Source organism: Dactylosporangium sp. NPDC000244 (assembly GCF_040300725.1).
Classification (GTDB): Bacteria; Actinomycetota; Actinomycetes; order Mycobacteriales; family Micromonosporaceae; genus Dactylosporangium.
On record NZ_JBEPEH010000016.1, the window covers coordinates 214,825 to 228,461 of the forward strand.

The 13,637-nt window shown below is 70.1% G+C and carries 16 protein-coding genes, 1 other RNA gene and 1 pseudogene; 8 read left to right on the plus strand and 10 right to left on the minus strand.

Annotated features, from left to right (window positions below; all coding sequences use genetic code 11):
• Nucleotides 1–8: 8 nt before the first annotated feature.
• A complete protein-coding gene (locus ABT369_RS24055; protein ID WP_350615078.1) occupies nucleotides 9–662 on the minus strand; it encodes a fascin domain-containing protein in 654 nt (217 codons plus the stop codon).
• 628 nt (nucleotides 663–1,290) lie between these two features.
• Between ABT369_RS24055 and ABT369_RS24060 the strand changes: the two are divergent.
• Nucleotides 1,291–1,397 (plus strand): annotated as a pseudogene (locus tag ABT369_RS24060) (IS5/IS1182 family transposase); the annotation flags it as partial.
• 26 nt (nucleotides 1,398–1,423) lie between these two features.
• Here ABT369_RS24060 and ABT369_RS24065 read toward each other — a convergent pair.
• From ABT369_RS24065 to ABT369_RS24075, 3 genes are read right to left on the minus strand one after another with little or no spacing between them, the layout of a single operon-like run.
• Nucleotides 1,424–1,984 (minus strand): HD domain-containing protein, encoded by a 561-nt coding sequence (locus tag ABT369_RS24065; protein ID WP_350615079.1) that lies wholly within the window; start codon nucleotides 1,982–1,984, stop codon nucleotides 1,424–1,426.
• Between the two features lie 14 nt (nucleotides 1,985–1,998).
• On the minus strand, nucleotides 1,999–2,361 hold the full coding sequence (locus ABT369_RS24070; RefSeq protein ID WP_350615081.1) for a hypothetical protein: 363 nt from the start codon (nucleotides 2,359–2,361) through the stop codon (nucleotides 1,999–2,001).
• 31 nt (nucleotides 2,362–2,392) lie between these two features.
• Nucleotides 2,393–3,046 carry a helix-turn-helix domain-containing protein gene (locus ABT369_RS24075; protein ID WP_350615083.1) on the minus strand — a complete coding sequence of 218 codons (654 nt, stop codon included), beginning with the start codon at nucleotides 3,044–3,046 and terminating at the stop codon, nucleotides 2,393–2,395.
• A 345-nt stretch (nucleotides 3,047–3,391) separates the two neighbouring features.
• Here ABT369_RS24075 and ABT369_RS24080 point away from each other — a divergent pair, with 345 nt between their 5' ends.
• From ABT369_RS24080 to ABT369_RS24105, 6 genes are all read left to right on the plus strand, one after another.
• On the plus strand, nucleotides 3,392–3,619 hold the full coding sequence (locus ABT369_RS24080) for a hypothetical protein (RefSeq protein ID WP_350615085.1): 228 nt from the start codon (nucleotides 3,392–3,394) through the stop codon (nucleotides 3,617–3,619).
• A 49-nt stretch (nucleotides 3,620–3,668) separates the two neighbouring features.
• Nucleotides 3,669–3,902, plus strand: a complete 234-nt coding sequence (locus ABT369_RS24085; RefSeq protein ID WP_350615087.1) for a hypothetical protein — start codon at nucleotides 3,669–3,671, stop codon at nucleotides 3,900–3,902.
• A 60-nt stretch (nucleotides 3,903–3,962) separates the two neighbouring features.
• Complete coding sequence (locus ABT369_RS24090) at nucleotides 3,963–4,775, plus strand: phytanoyl-CoA dioxygenase family protein (protein WP_350615088.1); 813 nt, start codon at nucleotides 3,963–3,965, stop codon at nucleotides 4,773–4,775.
• On the plus strand, nucleotides 4,772–5,575 hold the full coding sequence (locus ABT369_RS24095; RefSeq protein ID WP_350615090.1) for a class I SAM-dependent methyltransferase: 804 nt from the start codon (nucleotides 4,772–4,774) through the stop codon (nucleotides 5,573–5,575). Before ABT369_RS24090 ends, ABT369_RS24095 begins: the two co-directional genes overlap by 4 nt.
• Complete coding sequence (locus ABT369_RS24100) at nucleotides 5,572–6,876, plus strand: UDP-glucose dehydrogenase family protein (protein WP_350615091.1); 1,305 nt, start codon at nucleotides 5,572–5,574, stop codon at nucleotides 6,874–6,876. Before ABT369_RS24095 ends, ABT369_RS24100 begins: the two co-directional genes overlap by 4 nt.
• Before the next feature lie 65 nt (nucleotides 6,877–6,941).
• The gene (locus ABT369_RS24105; protein ID WP_350615094.1) at nucleotides 6,942–8,258 is read left to right on the plus strand and encodes a UDP-glucose dehydrogenase family protein; all 1,317 of its coding nucleotides are present in this window, start codon (nucleotides 6,942–6,944) and stop codon (nucleotides 8,256–8,258) included.
• A gap of 65 nt (nucleotides 8,259–8,323) precedes the next feature.
• Here the strand turns inward: ABT369_RS24105 and ABT369_RS24110 are convergent, their stop codons facing one another.
• Both ABT369_RS24110 and rnpB read right to left on the minus strand, forming a co-directional pair.
• Nucleotides 8,324–9,085 (minus strand): hypothetical protein, encoded by a 762-nt coding sequence (locus tag ABT369_RS24110; RefSeq protein ID WP_350615096.1) that lies wholly within the window; start codon nucleotides 9,083–9,085, stop codon nucleotides 8,324–8,326.
• Nucleotides 9,086–9,248: 163 nt separating this feature from the next.
• Nucleotides 9,249–9,642: RNase P RNA component class A (rnpB, locus tag ABT369_RS24115), an RNA gene on the minus strand.
• 29 nt (nucleotides 9,643–9,671) lie between these two features.
• On the opposite strand from rnpB, the gene ABT369_RS24120 reads away from it, so the two are divergent.
• Nucleotides 9,672–10,430: a sulfite exporter TauE/SafE family protein gene (locus ABT369_RS24120; RefSeq protein ID WP_350615098.1), complete on the plus strand. Its 759-nt coding sequence runs from the start codon at nucleotides 9,672–9,674 to the stop codon at nucleotides 10,428–10,430.
• Nucleotides 10,431–10,438: 8 nt separating this feature from the next.
• On the opposite strand, the gene ABT369_RS24125 is transcribed toward ABT369_RS24120, so the two are convergent.
• From ABT369_RS24125 to ABT369_RS24140, 4 genes are read right to left on the minus strand one after another with little or no spacing between them, the layout of a single operon-like run.
• Complete coding sequence (locus ABT369_RS24125) at nucleotides 10,439–11,494, minus strand: histidine phosphatase family protein (RefSeq protein WP_350615100.1); 1,056 nt, start codon at nucleotides 11,492–11,494, stop codon at nucleotides 10,439–10,441.
• Nucleotides 11,495–11,498: 4 nt separating this feature from the next.
• Nucleotides 11,499–12,239, minus strand: a complete 741-nt coding sequence (locus ABT369_RS24130; RefSeq protein WP_350615101.1) for a zinc ribbon domain-containing protein — start codon at nucleotides 12,237–12,239, stop codon at nucleotides 11,499–11,501.
• Nucleotides 12,236–13,042, minus strand: a complete 807-nt coding sequence (locus ABT369_RS24135) for a Nif3-like dinuclear metal center hexameric protein (protein ID WP_350615103.1) — start codon at nucleotides 13,040–13,042, stop codon at nucleotides 12,236–12,238. Before ABT369_RS24135 ends, ABT369_RS24130 begins: the two co-directional genes overlap by 4 nt.
• 9 nt (nucleotides 13,043–13,051) lie before the next feature.
• On the minus strand, nucleotides 13,052–13,627 hold the full coding sequence (locus ABT369_RS24140; protein ID WP_350615104.1) for a flavoprotein: 576 nt from the start codon (nucleotides 13,625–13,627) through the stop codon (nucleotides 13,052–13,054).
• Nucleotides 13,628–13,637: the final 10 nt, after the last annotated feature.

The window sequence follows — 13,637 nt, forward strand, 5'->3', positions numbered from 1 at the left end:
GAGGGGTTCTACAGCGGGTCGAACCAGAGCGCCTCCCAGCTGCCCGGCGCGGCGCCCGTCGCCTTCATCTCCTCGTAGTACTGGCCCGTGTAGTCGAGGCGGCAGGTGAAGTACGTGCCGCGCTGGGCGTTGCGCAGGTAGTACTTGCCCGCGTCCGTCCACACGTCGAAGGTCTCCCAGACGTCGGTCCATTCACCGCGGCCGCGCAGCATGCCGAAGTTCTTGCCGGTGTACCCGTACTCCGCCGTCACCAGGTACCCGGACGGCGCCTGCAGGAACACCGTGTGCCCGCCGTCGTCGGAGCAGATCTTGAAGATCTCCCAGCTGCCGGTCGAGCCGGGCGCGGTGCGCGCGCGGAGCATGTTGTGGCTAGCGCCGCCGAATCCCTGCTCCTCCGCGATGTACCGGTTCGCGGCCAGGTTCAGAATTTTGTACTCCCGGCAGCTCGCGAGCCCCGGCACGCTCACGCCCTCGAAGCCCAGCTGCTGCTCGCCGTCGCGGGTCAGCGGGGTCGCGCCCGTCATGTCGATGCGCCCGGGCGCGAGCCCGGGCGGCGGCGCGGCGCTGCCGCGGGCGCTCGGGTGCCCGGCGTCGCCGTCGCCTTCGCCGGCCCGGGCGAGCGCGAGCGGGGTCACGACCAGAGCCGCGACCGCGGTGGCCACCAACACGACAATGCTTTTGCGCCGCACCGGGCACTCCGTTCACGCCGACGGCCGCTTCGTCCGGCCGTACCGCGCAAATGCTCGGCCACCCCATCGAAAGGGGTCAAGGAGCCAAAGCCGATCTTAAAGTTCCTTTCAGCGCCCTTTCTCCGTCCTCACGCTGCGCATCCGGAAGCGGTGTTCTGCGCCATGAAAGACGATGAAAACGGGCTGAAACATTCAGCGGCCCCGGCACGGAAGGCGACGGACGAGTCGACCTGTACGCGGGGGTACTAACGATAGGTGACCGGACCACCACGATTAGTTGGTCTTGCTTTGTGGGCGCAACCGTGAACACGGGGGGCACAGATGCGTCCCTGGTAGCCGATGCCGACCAGTCCGTCATCCGGGTACGATCCGGCGGAAGGGTCTGCATCCCGCCAGCATCGATCCCGGTGGCGCCGCCCCAACCCAGACCGGCAGGCGCTGCCCACCCTGACGATACGTGCAGGCAGCGACCGCCCTGCTCGCCACGGCTACCGGCGACCTGGCCGCCGCGATGCTGAGCAGCGCCGGCGGGACCCTGCACACACCGTTCAAGCGTCACCGTCGCAAAGACCCGCGCCTGCGGCGAACGCACGATCGCCAGCCCAAGACCTGGAAGATCCCGACGAAGCTCCGCTGCTGCCCACGCCAAGCCACGTGCAAGTCGTCCTCGCCCTACACCGCGTCGCGACCAGCCGCTACACACGATGAACATGGCTCAGTGAGGCGAGATGACCTCACCGATCCCGCCAAGACAGCGGCGAGATGCCGATCGCCGCCTCGGCAATCCGCCGGCCAGTCTCGGTCTTCAGGTCTTGGCGGGCCGAGGCGATCCACCCGTCGACCCGGTGGACCCCCGTGTCGCGGTACTCGACGGCTTGCAGCAGCATTTCGAGCTTGTCGGCGTCCTTGGCACACAACGCCTCAAGAGACTGCCGCGACTCGTACTCATCCACAGCCTCCCGGATGAGGTCACGGCTCCGCTCGGGCAGCTGTTCGGTCTGATCGGCAGTGATCCGGCGCGGCGCAGGTTTGCCCACGTAGACGGTGGCCGTATGGGGTAGGTCGCCGGTCCGCGTCTCCTGGCTGTCGTGCCACAAACCCAGGAACGATGCCCGGACAGGGTCCGCCTCCTCCTCGGCGGCGATCAGCGCGGCCAACTGCGCGACCCTCATGGTGTGCTCGGCGACCGACTCGGGGTCACGCACCCCGGCGTGCCACCAGCCAGATCTCCGGATGCGCTTCAACAACCCCAGCTCAAATCCGAATGCGGCGAGCGCGTCCGCGTCATCCGGCACGTGATGTCCCTTTCCTAGCAATCGGCGATGCGTACCGCGTACTGGAGTCCTGCGAGCCGATCACGTTCAGCGCGGCTCCGGCCATCGGTTGAGGCGAGCTTACTGAGCACCTCGGCGAGCGACGCACGGACGGCGGGGCGACCGCTGAGGAGCGATGGGCGGGAAGCGACGAGCGAGTGGAGAGTAGCGACATTGAGCGGCAGGTGGGCTGAGTCAGGGTCGAGGCGACCCATGAGGTGCTGCAACAGGCGTACACCCGTCCACGAGCGCGTGTCGGCATCCAGCATGAAAGCGTCGCTTGTCTGCTCCTCGCTTATCTCACCGATCCAGTACGCCCAATAGTTCAGATTTGCGACCTCCCTCGCCCCGTCAGTCATGTGATCAACGAAGTCATGAACATAATCGCTGTCACCAGCTGCGGCAAGAGCAACCGACGCAGAGCGTGTCCAATAGGCCGGTAATGTCCTCATGTTTCCATCTATTGCGGCCAGCTCTATTCCATTCGGCGCGAAGCCATTCGACTGTTGCCGGCCTGCCGTCGAAACCGAGTAGATAGACCGCCTGCCTGCGCAGGAGAGCCTCATCGCCACCTCCTGCTCGCGTCGCCACGGTGAACAGATGATCAAAGAACCGCACCCGCTCCTCGCCGCCGAGCATCGGCCGAAGAGGCGTTGGCCCACGCCGTGGAGTTTGAAGCACGAAATCGCGGAGGTGCTGCGGCATTTTCCCAAGGATCGGCCAGAGAATCAGATTCGTAACCGTCCATCTATGGACGCTTACGGCAAGCGGGTGGCTGTCGGGTTCGACCCAGGCGCCGGCCGCCACGATGCCGGTAGACAAGACTTGATCAGCCTCGATCGCCTCGCGAAGGTTACGTCCCGTTGACGCCGGGGCGCCAAGCCGCGAGAGCCGGCCGCATAGGCGGAGGAATTCACCCGCGCTGACCGCAGCGAGCGGCCGGCGGCCGGACTCCCACCCCTGAAGGGTGGTGACGTCGACCCCGACGGCCTCAGCAAGCCTTTCCTGCGTGAGCGCCGCAGACTGCCGGGCCAGCTTCAGCACGAATCCCGACACGACGCCGTTTACTCGCGAACCCTGACCACCAGTCAGACTTACCGGTCCGCGCACCACGATTTCTTTCCCCCTCGTCTTGTCGCCATCGTTCTACCTGCACTCGCAGTCAGTTCCGGGTGCCGCCATTCGATCGTAGCCTCATTCATCGACGGGCGAGAACGCGTCACGCAGGCAGAACGACTCTTTTGTCACGTCGACACGAACGGCGGACTGCGTTGGCATCTCATCGTCGACTGCGCTAAGCGCCACTGCGTGAGCAATCTTCCGAGCGCGTTGTGGAGCTGCACGTCCAGCCCCCGAGGATTGGAGGAATACATGAACAGGTACCAGGGCGTGGGCTCGATCGACCATGCACAGGCCGATCTTGACCGTCACGTGGTGTCACGCGCCGACGGGCTGTGCGTGGCCTGCGGCGTTCCGGGGCCGTGTGAGGTGAACGAGCGGGCGGCACGGCTGTTCCGGTCTTCGTTGAAGCTGCCGCAACGGCGGGCCGATGTGTCACGGCCCGAGCTGTTCGGTGCTCGGCGGGTCGGCGCGACCGGCCTGCTGCTGGCGAGCTGAGGCGCCTGCTGTGGCGGGCCGGACTGGTGCCGGTCGGACGGAAACCGGGATGCCACCGGGAGACATGGTGCACGTCGGCCCGGTGGCGAGTCCGCGGTTCGGCGCGGGCAACGGGTTCGGCTTCCGCGTGATCCGGGCTCATGACTGGCGAACGTCGTGGGACGGCCGGGCGTGGCTGGACGGCTACCAGCTCAACGCCGCCGGCGACGCGATCGAGCGGCGGTCGATCTACGTGGACTTGGCGGGTCTGCACCCGTCTGAGGCAACGTCGCGACGGCGGTAGAGCTCGCTGTTCAGCGCTCGACCGGCGCGTATCAGGGATGCGACGAAGTGGAGGAGAACGATGAAACGGAAGGCATTCGGCGAGCCGCTGGCAGCTGGTGCTGCCTACACACAGGCCGGCTGGTACGCAATGCCGCAGCGCCTGCCCGAGCCGGTGATCGATCGGCTGCGCGAGAGCGTAGCCCGGATCAGCGTGCAGGACCGGCCCGAGGTCGTGTTCGAGGACGGCACCCAGGTAGTGCGAGCGCTGCACGGCTGCCATCGTTTCGATGAGGCGTGTGCGGCGTTGACGCGGCTGCCGGTGTTCGTGGCATTGGCCGAGTCGCTCGTCGGCGGGCCAGCGTACGTCTACCAGTTCAAGGTGAACCTCAAGCAGCCGTTCCAGGGCCGAGCCTGGCCGTGGCATCAGGACTTCGCGTTCTGGCTGCGTGAGGACGGGATGCCGACGCCGAACGCGGTCAACATCGCGGTGTTTCTCGACGACGTACACGCGGGAAACGGCCCGCTGACGGTGATCCCTGGCAGCCATCGGCTGGGTCTGCTCGACATCGACACCGCACACCGGTCGGCCAACTCCCAGGACTGGCGGCGGCATGTGTCGGCCGATCTGGAGTACACGATCGACGAGAACCGGGTGGCGGAGCTCGCCGCGGACCTGGGCCGTCACGTGGCGGTCGGTGAACGCGGCTCGTGCTTCGCGTTCCACCCGTGCATCGTGCACACATCGTCGAACAACGAGTCTCCGGATCGGCGGGCCATGCTGCTGATCACCTACAACGCGACCAACAACGCCCCGCCGTCGCCGTCGCGTCCGGAGTTCCTCGTAGACCGGATTACCACGCCGCTCGTCGCAGATGACGGCTTTCCGTGGTGAGCCGTTACCCGAATCCGGCGGCACTGTTCGCCGGCACAGAACAGCAGTACCTGCGATTCCGCCCAGCCCATCCCGGCCTGCTCGTGGATCTCATCGCCGACCAAGATCCGGCCGGAACGCTCCTGGACCTGGGCTGCGGGCCGGGCAGCATCGCGCTCGCCCTGGCCGACCGGGGTCGTGACGTGATCGCCGTCGACGTCAACCCACGGATGATCGATGCCGCCCGTGACGCTGCGGCGCGCAGCATGGCCCGCGGCAAGATCCGATGGCAGGTCGGCGATGCACACCACCTGACCGACATCGACCCGGTTGCCGGGGTGACGATCGGCGACGCGTTTCACTGGTTCGACCGGGCGCAGGTGCTGGCCGAACTGAATCGGATCGTCGTCGCCGGCGGGTTCATCGCGCTGGTGATGTCGTTCGCTGCCGGAACCCAGAAGCCGTGGTGGTACACCGTGGCCGACCAGGTGCTCCGCCGCCACCTCGGCACGGCCCGCCACGCCGGACCCGAAGCAATGTATGAGCCGCCACAGGGCGGCGACCACGAATCGGTCCTCCGAGCCTCAGCGTTCAACCGGCTCACCGTCATCCGCACCGACCAGCCGCTACAGCTCGACCTAACAGCGGTACTGGGCAACCAGTACACGCAGGCGTACTCCTCGCCGCCGCTGTTCGGTGAGCGCTTCGACGACTTCGACCGGGAGCTGCGCGCCGCGTTCTGCGCGGCCGAGCCGTCCGGCGTCTTCGCCGCCACCGTGCAACCAGCCTTGATCATCGCTCGACGGGGGAAGGACACATGAACATCACGATCATCGGCTGCGGCCGACTCGGCGCCCCGTACGCGGCCGGGATGGCCAGCCTCGGCCACCACGTGCTCGGCCTGGACACCGACCCGGACACCATCGCGGCCCTGCGGGCCGGTAAGGCACCGTTCGCCGAACCGGGCCTGGCCGAGGCCATCACCGACGGCGCGACCTCCGGTCGGCTGACCTTCACCGACTCCTACGCGGATGCTGCCGGCCACGCCACCGTCCATTTCCTCGCCGTGCCAACCCCGCAGTCCGCCGACAGCGACCATCACGACCTGAGCATCCTGTTCACCGCCGCCGATTCCCTCGCCCAGCACCTGCGCCAGGACAGCCTGGTCGTGGTCAAGTCGTCGGTACCCGCCGGCACCTGCGCCCGCATCGCCGCCCGGATGGCCGAGATCGCCCCACCTGGCATCACGATCGAGGTCGCCGCCTCACCGGACTTCATGCGGGAAGGCTGCTCCATCGCGGATGTCCGTCGCCCGACCCGAATCGTGCTGGGCGTGCAGCTCGGCGGCACGGCGGAGACGACCCTGCGCGAGCTGTGGGCGCTGTCCCTGGCGGCCGGGGTGTCGCTGGTGGTCACCGACTGGGCGACCGCGGAACTGTGCAAGCTCGCCGCGAACGCATTCCTGGCCACCCGGATCTCCTACGTCAACGCCCTCTCCGCGTTCTGCGGCGCGGCCGGCGCCAACGTCACCGACCTTGCCGCCGCGGTCGGGCACGACCCGCGGATCGGCTCCGACTACCTCACCCCCGGCCTCGGCTTCGGCGGCTCCTGCCTCAGCAAGGACCTGCGCGGCTTCGTCGCCCTGGCGGAAGCCCTGGGCGTCGGCGACTCGTTCCGGCTCCTCACCGCCGTCGACAACATCAACCAGCAGCGCCGCCATCGCGCCGTGACGCTCACCGTGGAAGCCCTCGGCGGCGACGCAACCGGTCAGTCGGTCGCCGTGTGGGGCGCGGCGTTCAAACCCGGCATCGACGACGTACGCGACTCCCCGGCCCTCGACGTCGCCAAGCGCCTGCACCAGGCCGGAGCCGCAGTCACCGTCTACGACCCGCAGGCCATGGACCTTGCCCGCGCCGAGCGCCCGGAGCTGATCTATGCCGCAGACCCGGTCACCGCCGTCGAACACGCCAGGGTCCTGCTGCACCTCACCGCCTGGCCGCAGTTCGCCACCATCGACCCGGCCACCCTGCGGCCCGCGCCGCATCCGGTGGTCATCGACGGGCGCGGCGGCCTCAGCCGTACCCGCTGGACCGCAGCAGGCTGGAGCGTCCGCCCGCTCTGACCTCCGCTCACCCAGCAACGAACCGACCCGTCCACAACGCACCCATCGACAGCGAGGATTCCCCGTTGCGTATCACTGTCATCGGCGCCGGTCACCTGGGCGCCACCCACGCGGCCGGCATGGCCGAGATCGGCCACGACGTCATCGGCGTGGACATCGACCCGGCCAAGGCCGACACCCTCAACGAGGGCCGGAGCTGGTTCCATGAACCGGAACTCGACGAACTACTCGCCCGCAACCTCCAGACCGGCAGGCTCCGGTTCACCACCGACTTCAAGCACGCCGCCGGTCACGGCCAGGTCCACTTCCTCGCTGTCGGCACGCCTTCCGGACCGGACGGCGCCTACGACCTCGACCAGCTCCATGGCGCGGTCAACGAACTCGCCCCCTACTTGGAACAGCCCTGCCTGATCGTCGGCAAGTCGACCGTCAGTCCCGGCACCGCTGAAAGCCTGGAGCGGCTGGCCCGCGCCATCGCACCAGCGGGTGACGGGGTCGACGTGGCGTGGAACCCGGAGTTCCTGCGCGAAGGGACCGCCGTCGCCGACACCCTCACCCCGGACCGGATCGTCATCGGCACAACCACTGCGGAGGCCGAGCGGCTGCTACGGGAGCTGTACTCGCCGATCATCCGCAGCCACGGCTGCCCGCTCGTGGTCACCGACCGGATCACCGCCGAGATGGTCAAGGCCACCGCGAACGCCTACCTCGCCACCCGCATCTCCTTCGTCAACGCCGTCGCGGAGATGTGCGCCGCCGTGGGCGCCAATGTCACCGACCTGGGCGGCGCGATCGGGCACGACATCCGCATCGGGCCCCACTACCTCGCACCTGGGCTCGGGTTCGGCGGCGGCTGCCTGCCCAAGGACCTGCACGCCTTCACCCGCCAGGCCGACACCGGCGGCATCACCCCCGCCGCAACCCTCTTCCGTGCAGTCGACACGATCAACCAGCACATGCGCCGCCGCGCCGTCGAGCTGGCCCGCGCCGCCGTGGGCGGGACACTGACCGGACGCGCGATCGCCGTCTGGGGCGCGGCGTTCAAGGCCGGCATCGACGACGTCCGCGACTCCCCGGCCCTCGACGTCGCCGAGCAACTGCACCGGGCCGGCGCCCAGGTCGCCATTTACGATCCGCAGGCCCTCACCGAAGCGCGCAAGGCGGCACCGCACCTCGCTTACGCGTCGTCGGCGGTCGCTGCCGCCAACCGAGCGCATCTCGTCGTCGTCGCCACCGGCTGGCCGGAGTTCGCCGCGATCGACCCGGACGCCCTCACCTCCACCGTCGCCACGCCGACAATCCTCGACACCCGTGGCGTCATCGACGGTGCCCGCTGGGCCGCCGCTGGCTGGAGTGTCCACGGGCTCGGCAGCCGGCCGTAACTCGATCATGACGGGTGGTGAGACCACCACGGGTCTCGCCCCCGGGCCGCGGCTGGGCCACGGTGCTATCGGGCGTGCTGCCCGACCGCGGACCCTTCCACCGGGACACCGCCAAACGACGCCTGCGCCAGTGCCAACCGGACCGGCTGGCGGCCGTTGTACCGGAACGTCAACAACTCCGCACCGTCCAACTCGACGACGCCAAGCTGCATTGACCGTCGCTGCGACACCCACTCCACCAGCTCCGCCGGATCGCTCACCTCGGCAGCGAAATGCAGCAGCGTCGCGTACCAGATGTCCCGCCTGTACGCCGCCTCGAACCAGCCATCCTCGCCCAGCTCCAACCCGAGCCGATCGGCGAAATCGTCCGCAGCGTCGTCAAGCGGGTAGGCACACGCCATCACGCCGGACGGGGTCAGCGTCACCCCGTCCAGTCGGAACCGCACCCGACGGGCCCCCGCCGCCGCGCGAGCCAGCGCCGCCGCACACCGAGCCACCAGCGGATCGGCACCAGACAACTCGGGCCGGTGCACCTCGATCGCCCGGACAGTCAGATGGATCGCATCCTGTGCCCCGGTCGGCCAATGCCCCGGACCGGCCAGCTGCGCCAACTCCGCTGCGACATGCGCTAATCGGTCAGCCACAGGACCATCTGGCACGAGCGCCGCTGACATCCCCCAACGCCCGCCCTCGACCGGACAGACGTCTGCAAAATGTGCACCGTTCGTCACGGCGTCCCGGCCTCGGCTGAACAGCCGATCGAATCGCATGCGGTGCTGCGAACCGCTTGATCGCCGGCCGTTCAAGGCATCACCATCGCCTGTCATCGGACGCAGCGTACGGGACCGTCCACAGATCGGCCCGAAACAGCAACCAACGAAATCGGTGGCAAGCCGACCCGTACCGCAGGCGCGCCGCCGAGGAGCGGAAGCCGCACGGCAGCTGGTCCCTCAACTCCCACTGAGCTGCGAGAACGTTAGGTCGGTGCGACGGACGAGTCGACCTGTACGCCGGGTTCTGTCCCCGCCTCGCGGCAGGGGGCGGCCATCCATCTCGGCCTGCCGTCGCCGGCAGGCTCCAGCGGTCCACCCGCAGGCTCGGGCGGGCCGCCCTCGAACGCCTGCGCAGGCCGGGCCCGTGGGCGCCGGCCCTTTTGACCTTGCTCCGGGTGGGGTTTACCTAGCCGCCCCGGTCACCCGGGGCGCTGGTGGGCTCTTACCCCACCGTTTCACCCTTACCCGGCTCATCCGAGCCGGGCGGTCTGCTCTCTGTGGCACTGTCCCGCGGGTCGCCCCGGGTTGCCGTTAACAACCACCCTGCCCTGTGGAGCCCGGACGTTCCTCGGCGATGCCAGTGGCATCGACGCGGCCGCCCGGTCGACTCGTCCGTCGTGCTGACTATGGTAGTCAGACCATGGAACCGGCCCACATCGCCTTGCTCGGTGTCGCGGGGCTCGCGGCCGGGACGGTCAATGCGATCGCGGGCGGCGGGTCGCTCATCACGTTCCCGGCGCTGATCGCGACCGGGCTGCCGCCCGTGGCCGCGAATGTGACGAACACCACATCAGTGTTTCCGGGGTACGTCTCGTCCGTCTACGGCAGCCGCGCGGATCTCCCCCGCGCGCAGGTGCCGCGGCTCGTGCCGACGGCGGTGGCCGGGGCCGCGCTCGGGTGCGCGTTGCTGCTGCTCACCCCGGCCGCGGCGTTCGACTACGTGGTGCCGTTCCTGGTGCTCGGGGCGGCCGCGGTGCTCGCGCTGCAGGACCGGCTGCGGCGGCTCGTCGGGCACCCGCGGGAGCTGGCCGGACGCCACCGGGCGCTCGGCCTGCACGCGATGGTGTTCTTCGGGTCGCTGTACGGCGGGTACTTCGGCGCCGCCCTCGGCGTCATGCTCGTCGCGGCCCTCGGGCTGGTGCTGGACGAGCCGATGGCCCGCGTGAGCGCGCTCAAGAACGTCATCTCGGCCGTCGGCGGGCTCGTCGGGGTGCTCGCGTTCGCGCTGTTCGGGCCGGTCGACTGGGCCGACGTGGCGGTGGTCGCGCCGGCCGCGCTCGCCGGGGGCTACGCCGGCGCCCGGCTCGCCCGGAGGCTGCCGAGCGCCGTGCTCAAGGCGCTCATCGTCGTGTTCGGCACCGTGGTCGGGTGCGTGCTGCTGTACCGCGCCTTCTTCTAGGCAGCCTTCTAGGACAGGTGCGCGGTCTCGTTCACCGAGCGCACCGCGACCCCGCCGTCGGGCCAGGAGTCCAGCAGCGAGACGCCGGCCGGGTCGAGGTACAGCCGGAACAGGAACGAGTCGCTCGCGGCCAGCGCGTCGCGCAGCATCAGCTTGATCGGGGTCACGTGGCTCACGACCGCGATCTGCCGGCCGTCGAAGCGGTCCTGCAGGCTGCGCACCGCCCGCCGCACGCGCATGGCGACCTGCTGGAACGACTCGCCCCCGGGCGGCGGGACGGCGGTGGAGGCGAGCCAGCGCTCCTGCTCGGCCGCGTAGCGCTCGTGGACCTCGGCGTAGGTGAGGCCCTCCCACTCGCCGAAGTCGCACTCGATGAGGTCGTCCTCGACGATCAGCGGCACGTCGCCGAGCGCGGCCGCGGTCTCCAGGCAGCGCTTCAGCGGCGAGGTGATGACCGCGGCCAGGTCCGGTGCCAGCTCCCGGGCCCGGGCCGCGGCCCGGGCGGCCTGCTCGTGGCCGAGATCCGAGAGCGGGACGTCGCCGCGGCCCGAGTACCGCTTCTGCGCCGTGTAGGGGGTCTCGCCGTGGCGGATGACCACCATGCGCAGCGGGGAGCCGGTCGCGGGCGGCGACCACGAGCGGCGGGCGGGCTCGGTGACCTCCTTGGCCTCGCCGTCCATCGCGGCGTTGGCCAGGCGGTCGGCGTCCTTGTTGCGCTCGCGGGGGATCCAGCCGTACCGCACCAGGGCGAAGCCCTGCGCGATGCCGCGCGCCTCCTCGGCCAGGGGACGCAGGCCCGGATGCTTGATCTGCCAGCGCCCGGCCATCTGCTCGATGACGAGCTTGGAGTCCATGCGCACGTCGACCTCGTCGGCGCCCAGCTCGCGGGCGGCCTTCAGCCCCGCGATGAGGCCGCTGTACTCCGCGACGTTGTTCGTCGTCACCCCGAGCGCCCCGAGCCGCTCGGCGAGCACCGCGCCGGCCTCGTCGCGCACGACCGCGCCGTAGCCGGCCGGCCCCGGGTTGCCGCGCGATCCCCCGTCCGCCTCGACGGTCACCCGCATGCGGCTACAGCCCCGACTCGGCGGTGCGCACCAGGATGCGCCGGCACTCCTCGCACCGCACGACCTCGTCGGTCGGGGCGGCCTTCACGCGGGCCTTGTCGCCGCCGGAGAGCTCGATGCGGCAGCCCTCGCAGCGGCCCTGGCGCAGCATCGCCGCGCCGATCCCGCCGCTGGACTCGCGGATCTTGTCGTAGAGCCCGACGAGGTCGGCGGGCAGGTCGGCGGCGAGCGGGCGCCGCCCGGACCGGCGGAACTCCTCGTCCTTGGCGATCGCGGCGAGGGCCTCGTCGCGGCGCTGCTCGGCCGCGGCGCGGGTGGCCCGGGCCGCCTCCAGCTTGCCGACGATCTCGTCGAGGACGCCCTGCGCGGACTCGCGCTGCTCCATGAGCTCCAGCTCGGCGTCCTCGAGCTCGGACTGGCGCCGGTTCAGCGTGGCGATCTCGTGCTGCAGGGCCTCCAGCTCGCGCGACGGGCCGGTGCCGGCGTCGAGGCGGGACTGGTCCTTGTCCTTGCGCGAGCGGACCTGCTCCACGTCCTTCTCGAGCCGCTCGATGTCGCGGTCGAGATCGTCGACGGCCACCTGGGCGCGGACCCGCTGATCCTCCAACGTGGACAGCTCGCGGGCCAGCGAGCCGAGCTCGGCGTGCTCGGGCAGGGCCTTGCGCTTGTGCGCGAGCTGGGTCAGCGCGATGTCGATCGCTTGGAGATCGAGCAGGCGGCGCTGGTCTTCCGGATCGGCCTTCACGAGTCGTCTTCCTCCAACAGGGCCCAGGGTGAGGTGTCCACATCGGACACGATGGTCTGCACGCCGGCCTCCGCGCGCAGGAACGCCGCGACGTCGTCCAGCCACGGGCGCTCGGACGCCCAGTGCGTGACGTCGACGAGGGCCGGCCCGCCGTTCGCGAGGTGCTCCTGCGCCGGGTGGTGGCGCAGATCCGCGGTCAAGTATGCGTCAACGCCGGCGCGGGTGGCGTCGGCCAGGAACGCGTCGCCCGCCCCGCCGGACACCGCGACCGTCTCGACCCGGGCGTCCGGGTCGCCGGCCGCCCGTACCGAAGCCGCCGCTCCTGGCAGTCGATCCGCCGCGAGCCGGGCGAACCGCGCCAGGGTCATCGGCTCGGGGAGCCGGCCGATGCGCCCGTGACCGCGTTCGGGCGCCCGGGGATCCGGCCGCAGCGGGTGTACGTCCAGCAGCCCGAGCCTCGCCGCCAGCGCATCGGACACCCCCGGGTTCGCGACGTCGCCGTTCGTGTGGGCGGTGAACAGCGCGATCCCCTCGCGGATCATCCGGTGCACGATGCGGCCCTTGTACGTCGTCGGCGCCAGGCTGGAGACGCCGCGCAGCAGCAGCGGGTGATGGGTGAAGACGAACTGCGCCCCGGCCCGCGCGGCCTCCTCGACGACGGCGGGGTCGCAGTCGACGGCGAGCAGCACGCGGGTCACGGTCGCGTCCGGCTCGCCCAGGACGAACCCGACGCGGTCCCAGTCCTCGGCCCACTCCGGCGGGTACCGCTGCTCGAGCAGCTTCACGAGTTCGGCGACAAGCACGGCGTAACGTTAGTCCACTCCCCCGCCCCCCGTGATGCGCTGGGCCTGCACGGACGGGTGCGCCTCCAGCGCGTCCAGCGGCAGGCGCCACGGGAAGTCGGTGCGCGTCTCGCCGATGCCGGGCTGGTGCAGCTCGAGCACGTCGTCGCCGTAGAGCACGGTGATGCCCCAGGAGCGCAGCCGCTCGATCGACTCGCCGAAGGCGGGGTGGGCGGCCATGGCGCGGTTGGTGTACGGCACCGCGACGATCGGCAGCCCCAGCCCGAGCCCCTCGACGATGAGCCCGAGCGCGAGCGTGTCGGCGATGCCGGCCGACCACTTGTTGACGGTGTTGACGGTCGCGGGCGCCACGATCATCGCCTCGGCCGCGGGCAGGATGTCGGGGTCACCGGGGTACTTGTAGCGGTGCCGCACGGGGTGGCCCGTCTGCTTGACGAGGCCGGGGATGTCGAGCCACTTGAGGGCGTCCGGCGTGGCCACCACGCAGACGTCCCAGCCACGCTCCTGGGCGAGCGAGACCAGATTGCCGACGCCGGCGGTGGCGGGCGAGCCACACACAACGGCGTACAAAACGGGTCGTGCCATGCGGGCATTC

Bases quoted from the DNA above. Each gene is read 5' to 3' on its own strand.
- ABT369_RS24125 (WP_350615100.1), bottom strand. From the start codon at position 11,494: ATGCGGGTGACCGTCGAGGCGGACGGGGGATCGCGCGGCAACCCGGGG.
- ABT369_RS24110 (WP_350615096.1), bottom strand. From the start codon at position 9,085: ATGACAGGCGATGGTGATGCCTTGAACGGCCGGCGATCAAGCGGTTCG.
- ABT369_RS24085 (WP_350615087.1), top strand. From the start codon at position 3,669: ATGCCACCGGGAGACATGGTGCACGTCGGCCCGGTGGCGAGTCCGCGG.
- ABT369_RS24090 (WP_350615088.1), top strand. From the start codon at position 3,963: ATGAAACGGAAGGCATTCGGCGAGCCGCTGGCAGCTGGTGCTGCCTAC.
- ABT369_RS24070 (WP_350615081.1), bottom strand. From the start codon at position 2,361: ATGACTGACGGGGCGAGGGAGGTCGCAAATCTGAACTATTGGGCGTAC.
- ABT369_RS24140 (WP_350615104.1), bottom strand. From the start codon at position 13,627: ATGGCACGACCCGTTTTGTACGCCGTTGTGTGTGGCTCGCCCGCCACC.
- ABT369_RS24100 (WP_350615091.1), top strand. From the start codon at position 5,572: ATGAACATCACGATCATCGGCTGCGGCCGACTCGGCGCCCCGTACGCG.
- ABT369_RS24120 (WP_350615098.1), top strand. From the start codon at position 9,672: ATGGAACCGGCCCACATCGCCTTGCTCGGTGTCGCGGGGCTCGCGGCC.